Raw genomic sequence first — 4,800 nt, 5'->3', positions numbered from 1 at the left:
CCCCCCCCCCCCCCCCCGCGGCTCACACGACGAGCGACAGCAGCATCACGAAACCGAGGGCGACCACCGAGATCACCGTCTCCATCGCCGACCAGGTCTTCAGCGTCTGCGGGATGTCCATCCCGAAGTACTCCTTGACCAGCCAGAAACCCGCGTCGTTGACGTGCGAGAAGAACAGCGAGCCGGCGCCGACCGCGAGCACCAGCAGCGCGGTGTGGGTGCTCGACATGTTCGCGGCGAGCGGGGCGACCAGGCCGGACGCCGAGATGATCGCCACCGTCGCCGAGCCGGTGGCCACCCGGATCAGCACCGCGATCAGCCAGCCGAGCAGCAGCGCGGAGATGTGCCAGCCGTCCGACCAGTCGAGGATCATCTTGCCGACGCCGCAGTCGATCAGGGTCTGCTTGAACCCGCCGCCGGCACCGACGATCAGCAGGATTCCGGCGATCGGCATCAGCGAGGAGTCCACGGTCGCGGAGATGCGGTCCTTGCTGAAGCCGGCCGCCCGGCCGAGCGTGAACATGGCCACGACGACGGCCGCGAGCAGGGCGATCAGCGGGGTGCCGATGACGTCGAACACCCGGTAGACCAAGGACTTCTTGTCGTCCACGATGACGTCGACGAGCGCCTTGGAGAGCATCAGCACGACCGGCAGCAGCATCGTGCACACCGTCCCCGCGAAGCTCGGACGGCGCTCCAGCTCGTCGGAGGCCCGGGCCGGCGTCATGCGGTCCGGCGGGGTGACGTCCACCCAGCGGGAGGCGACGCGGCCGAACAGCGGGCCGGCGATCGCCAGGGTGGGCAGGGCGACCAGCACGCCGAGCGCGAGCGTGGTGCCCAGGTCCGCGTGGATCGCGTCGATCGCCGCCAGCGGACCCGGGTGCGGCGGCACCAGGCCGTGCATCACGGACAGGCCCGCCAGCGCGGGTATGCCGATCCGGATCAGCGACTGGCCACTGCGCCGGGCCACCAGGAGCACCACCGGGATCAGCAGCACGATGCCGACCTCGAAGAACAGCGGCAGCCCGATGAGGCCGGCGATCAGCGCCATCGCCCAGGGCAGCCGCTTCTCGCTCGTCCTGGCCAGGATGGTGTCGACGATCTGGTCCGCGCCCCCGGAGTCCGCCAGCAGCTTGCCGAGGATGGCGCCGAGCGCGATCAGCGTGCCGACGCTCGCCACCGTCGAGCCCAGCCCGGTGGTGAAGCTGGTGACGGTGTCGGCCAGCGACGCGCCGGCCACCGCGCCGAGCACCCCCGAACCGATGGTGAGGGCCAGGAAGGCGTGCACCTTCCAGCGGGTGATGAGCAGCACGATGACGGCGATGCCGGCCAGCGCGGCCAGCGCGAGGCGGGTGTGGCCCGCGTCGGCGATCGGGGGCGGGGTGGCGGCGGCCAGCAGCTCGACGCTGAGTGCGGACACGAGAGGCTCCAAGGGGACGGGACAGCGGGGCGGGGACAGCGGGGCACGCACACCGGGGAAGGTGCGGGAACGTGCGGGAACGTGCGGGGGCGGGCGGCGACGGGTGGGGGGGCGGTCCGCGCGGAACGGGGAGGTTCCGGCGGTCAGACAGCGGTCAGACGGCGTCCAGGCGCTGCGGCAGTGCGGCGAGCGCCCGTTCGGCGATCTCCTGCGGACCGCCGGTGATGGACACCACCGCGCCCGCCTCGTCGGCTTCGAGCGGCTCCAGTTCCTCCAGTTGCGAGGCGAGCAGGCCCGACGGCATGAAGTGCTGCGTCCGGGCGGCCAGCCGGGAGGCGATGAGCTCCGGCGGGCCGTCCAGGTGGAGGAAGAACAGGCCGGGCGCGTCGGCGCGCAGCCGGTCACGGTAGCGGCGGCGCAGTGCCGAGCAGCTCACCACGCCGCTGCGGTCGCCGCGTTCGGCGATCCATCCGGCGATCGCGTCGAGCCAGGGAGCCCGGTCGGCGTCGTTCAGCGGGTGGCCGGCCGACATCTTGGCGATGTTGGCCGCCGGGTGGAAGTCGTCGGCCTCGGCGTAGGGCACGCCGAGGCGCTGCGCCAGCAGGCCGCCGACCGTGGATTTGCCGGAGCCGGAAACCCCCATGACCACGATCACGGGGAGCGGCGCGGAGGCGGCGGCCGTCATGCTTCCTCCCTTTCTGCGGGGTGTTCCGTGGTGTCGGACGGGTTCGGACACCGCCGGGTGGTGGTCAGGGGCCCCGTCCGGCGGCGTGGCGACCACTGAACACCCATAGGTACTACTTATTCAAGAGGATGTGAAGCAAACGTCATACGACTGTGATGACCGGTCGGCGGACCGGCCGCCCGGTCGGCTCTACGCTTGGCGCATGCCTCAGCAGGATTCCCCGCGCGACCAGCGGGAGCGCAGTGCGGGCGGCGGCCTGCACTCCCGCGTGCTGGCCGAACTCGGCCCGGCCATCGCCTCGGGCGAGCACCCGCCCGGCACGGTGTTGCGGATCGACGAACTGGAGTCCCGCTACGGCGTCTCGCGCACGGTGGTGCGGGAGGCGGTGCGGGTGCTGGAGGCGATGCACCTGGTCGAGTCGCGCCGCCGGGTGGGCGTCACCGTGCGCCGCACCGAGGAGTGGAACGTGTTCGACCCGGCCGTCATCCGCTGGCGGCTGGCCGGCGCCGACCGGCCCCGCCAGCTCCGGTCGCTGACCACGCTGCGCACGGCGGTGGAACCGGTCGCCGCCGGACTGGCCGCGGCCACGGCCACGCCCGAACAGTGCCGCGAACTCACCATGCTGGCTGCGGAGATGGCGGCGGCGGGGCGCGCGGCGGACCTGGCCGCCTATCTGGTGCACGACATCGCGTTCCACCGCGTGGTGCTGAACGCCTCCGGCAACGAGATGTTCGCCCGGCTCGGGGACGTCGTGGCCGAGGTGCTCACCGGACGCACCGAGCACCACGTGATGTTCACCGCGCCCGATCCGGAGGCGGTCACCCTGCACGTGCGGGTGGCCGAGGCCGTCCGGGCGAGCGACGCGGTCGCCGCGGAGTCCCTGATGCGGGAGATCTGCGTCGGAGCGCTGCGCGAGCTGGACATCCTGGCGCCGTAGGGACCGCCCCCGAGCGTCACCGGGGCGCTACGACCGGGACCACTTCTGGTTGCTGCCGCCGTTGCAGTTCCACAGTTCCACCAACGCGCCATCGGCCGTGGCGGCGCCGGTCACGTCCAAGCACAGGCCGGACTGCACGTTGGTCACGCTGCCGTCGGCGTTGAGGCTCCACTGCTGGTTGGTGCCGCCGTTGCAGTCGTAGATGATCACCGGTGTGCCGGCGGTGCCGCCCTTGCCCGAGGCGTCCAGACACTTGTCGCCGTACGCGACCAGTTCCTGCGACGAGTTGAGCGTCCACGACTGGTTGGTGCCGCCGTTGCAGTCCCAGATGTCGGTCTGCACGCCGTTGGCCGTACTGACGTTGGGAATGTCGAGGCAGCGGTCGGAACCGGCGCCACGCAGCACCCCGCTGGTGCCGCCGCCTCCGCCGCCATTGCCGCCGCCGGGGTTGCCGCCCGTGCCCCACCCCCACTGAAGGCGGTCCAGGCCGGACTGGTTGGTGACGCCCACCGAGAGGTCGGTGCCGCTGCCGCTCAGGGTGGTGATGGCGCACGAGGCGTTCTCACAGGGCCCGGGGCCCTGGCTCTGGGTCGCGCCCTTCACACCCGTCCACAGGACGGAGCCGATGCCCATACTGCGCACCGTGTCCGTGATGGCGTACAGGTACGACAGGTCGTTGTTGCCGTCTTTGGGTCCGTTGTAGTTGACGCCGGTGTTCATGGGGACACCGAACTCGGTCAGCACGGCACGGTCGGCGTTCCCGCACAGGTTGCCGGTGAAGTCGCTGACCCATGCGGCCTCCGTGGTGTGCGAGTCGCCGAACATGCCGTAGATGTGGATCGACAGCAGTGTGCCGGACAGGCGTGAGTCGGCGCCGACGGCACACAGGTTTCCGTCGGAGTACAGTCCGGGCACGATCACGTGGCCGCGGGGGAGGTCGGGGTAGCGCGCGAGCCAGGTGGCCTCGAAGTCGGTCAGATCCGTGGCGTCGTACCCGTACGGCTCGTTCATGATGTCGAAGTAGAAGTTGCCGTGGCCGCCGTACTTGTCGATCATCGTGTCCCACATCTGGTAGAAGGACGCGCTGTCGCTCACCTTGCCGCCTTGTAACCAGGGGGCCACGATGACGTTCATGCCCAGCGCGGTGGCGGCGTCCAGGGCCGCGGTGTAGGTGTTCCACCAGGTCCCGGAGGTGGTCGCCGCGTTGAACCCCATCCGGACGGTGTTGGCCCCGAGGTTCTGGAAGCCTGTGAGGATGGCCGTGGACTTCGTGTAGGCGGTCGCGTAGCTGTCCGAGGTCGACAGGCCGACGGGGACGTTCGGGCCTGTGATGAAGTTGTCGTCCGGGTCGGCCCAGTTCACTCCGTGGAACTGGCTGGTGGACGCGGCGGCGGTCGCCGAAGCGGCGTGTGCCGTGCCACCGCCTGCCAGCAACCCGGCCGCCATCAGGGCGACGGTTGCCAGGGCGGCGGTCATGCGCGTGACTGTGCTGATCACTGCGGTCTCCTCGCGGTGTGTGTCCACTGCTGGTTGGCCTGGCCGGTGGCCGGTGGCTTGGCCATCACGTCCAGGCCACCGGCGGAGGACAGGGGCGTCCGTGCGGGCCGAGCGGGTGTCCACGAGCGTGGCGCTTCGGAGTGCGATGACCGGTCGGCGGGCTCGAAGCGGTGTCTGCGTGGACCGGTCGGCCCGGTCCACGCAGACACCGCCTTCATGGCCGCACAGGTGCGGGTGCCGTGCGGCGGCCCGTCATCACGG

Annotated in this window: 4 protein-coding genes; 1 reads left to right on the top strand and 3 read right to left on the bottom strand. The window is 71.1% G+C overall.

The genetic code is table 11. The features are described 5' to 3' along the window. Positions 1-22: 22 nt before the first annotated feature. Positions 23-1,420 (bottom strand): GntP family permease, encoded by a 1,398-nt coding sequence (locus AC3EVP_RS36700; RefSeq protein WP_435138069.1) that lies wholly within the window; start codon positions 1,418-1,420, stop codon positions 23-25. 154 nt (positions 1,421-1,574) lie between these two features. Next, complete coding sequence (locus AC3EVP_RS36695) at positions 1,575-2,105, bottom strand: gluconokinase (RefSeq protein ID WP_435138066.1); 531 nt, start codon at positions 2,103-2,105, stop codon at positions 1,575-1,577. A gap of 202 nt (positions 2,106-2,307) precedes the next feature. Here AC3EVP_RS36695 and AC3EVP_RS36690 point away from each other — a divergent pair, with 202 nt between their 5' ends. After that, positions 2,308-3,042, top strand: a complete 735-nt coding sequence (locus tag AC3EVP_RS36690) for a FadR/GntR family transcriptional regulator (RefSeq protein WP_335980151.1) — start codon at positions 2,308-2,310, stop codon at positions 3,040-3,042. A gap of 27 nt (positions 3,043-3,069) precedes the next feature. Here the strand turns inward: AC3EVP_RS36690 and AC3EVP_RS36685 are convergent, their stop codons facing one another. After that, the gene (locus AC3EVP_RS36685; protein ID WP_435138063.1) at positions 3,070-4,539 is read right to left on the bottom strand and encodes a ricin-type beta-trefoil lectin domain protein; all 1,470 of its coding nucleotides are present in this window, start codon (positions 4,537-4,539) and stop codon (positions 3,070-3,072) included. Positions 4,540-4,800 lie beyond the last annotated feature (261 nt).

This window comes from Actinacidiphila sp. bgisy144, from assembly GCF_057708105.1.
Note: the sequence above shows the minus strand (reverse complement) of the source record. Positions and strands in the feature narration are given on the sequence as shown.

Excerpts from the sequence above, each read along its gene's own strand:
- AC3EVP_RS36695 (WP_435138066.1), bottom strand. The coding sequence starts at position 2,105 with ATGACGGCCGCCGCCTCCGCGCCGCTCCCCGTGATCGTGGTCATGGGG.
- AC3EVP_RS36690 (WP_335980151.1), top strand. The coding sequence starts at position 2,308 with ATGCCTCAGCAGGATTCCCCGCGCGACCAGCGGGAGCGCAGTGCGGGC.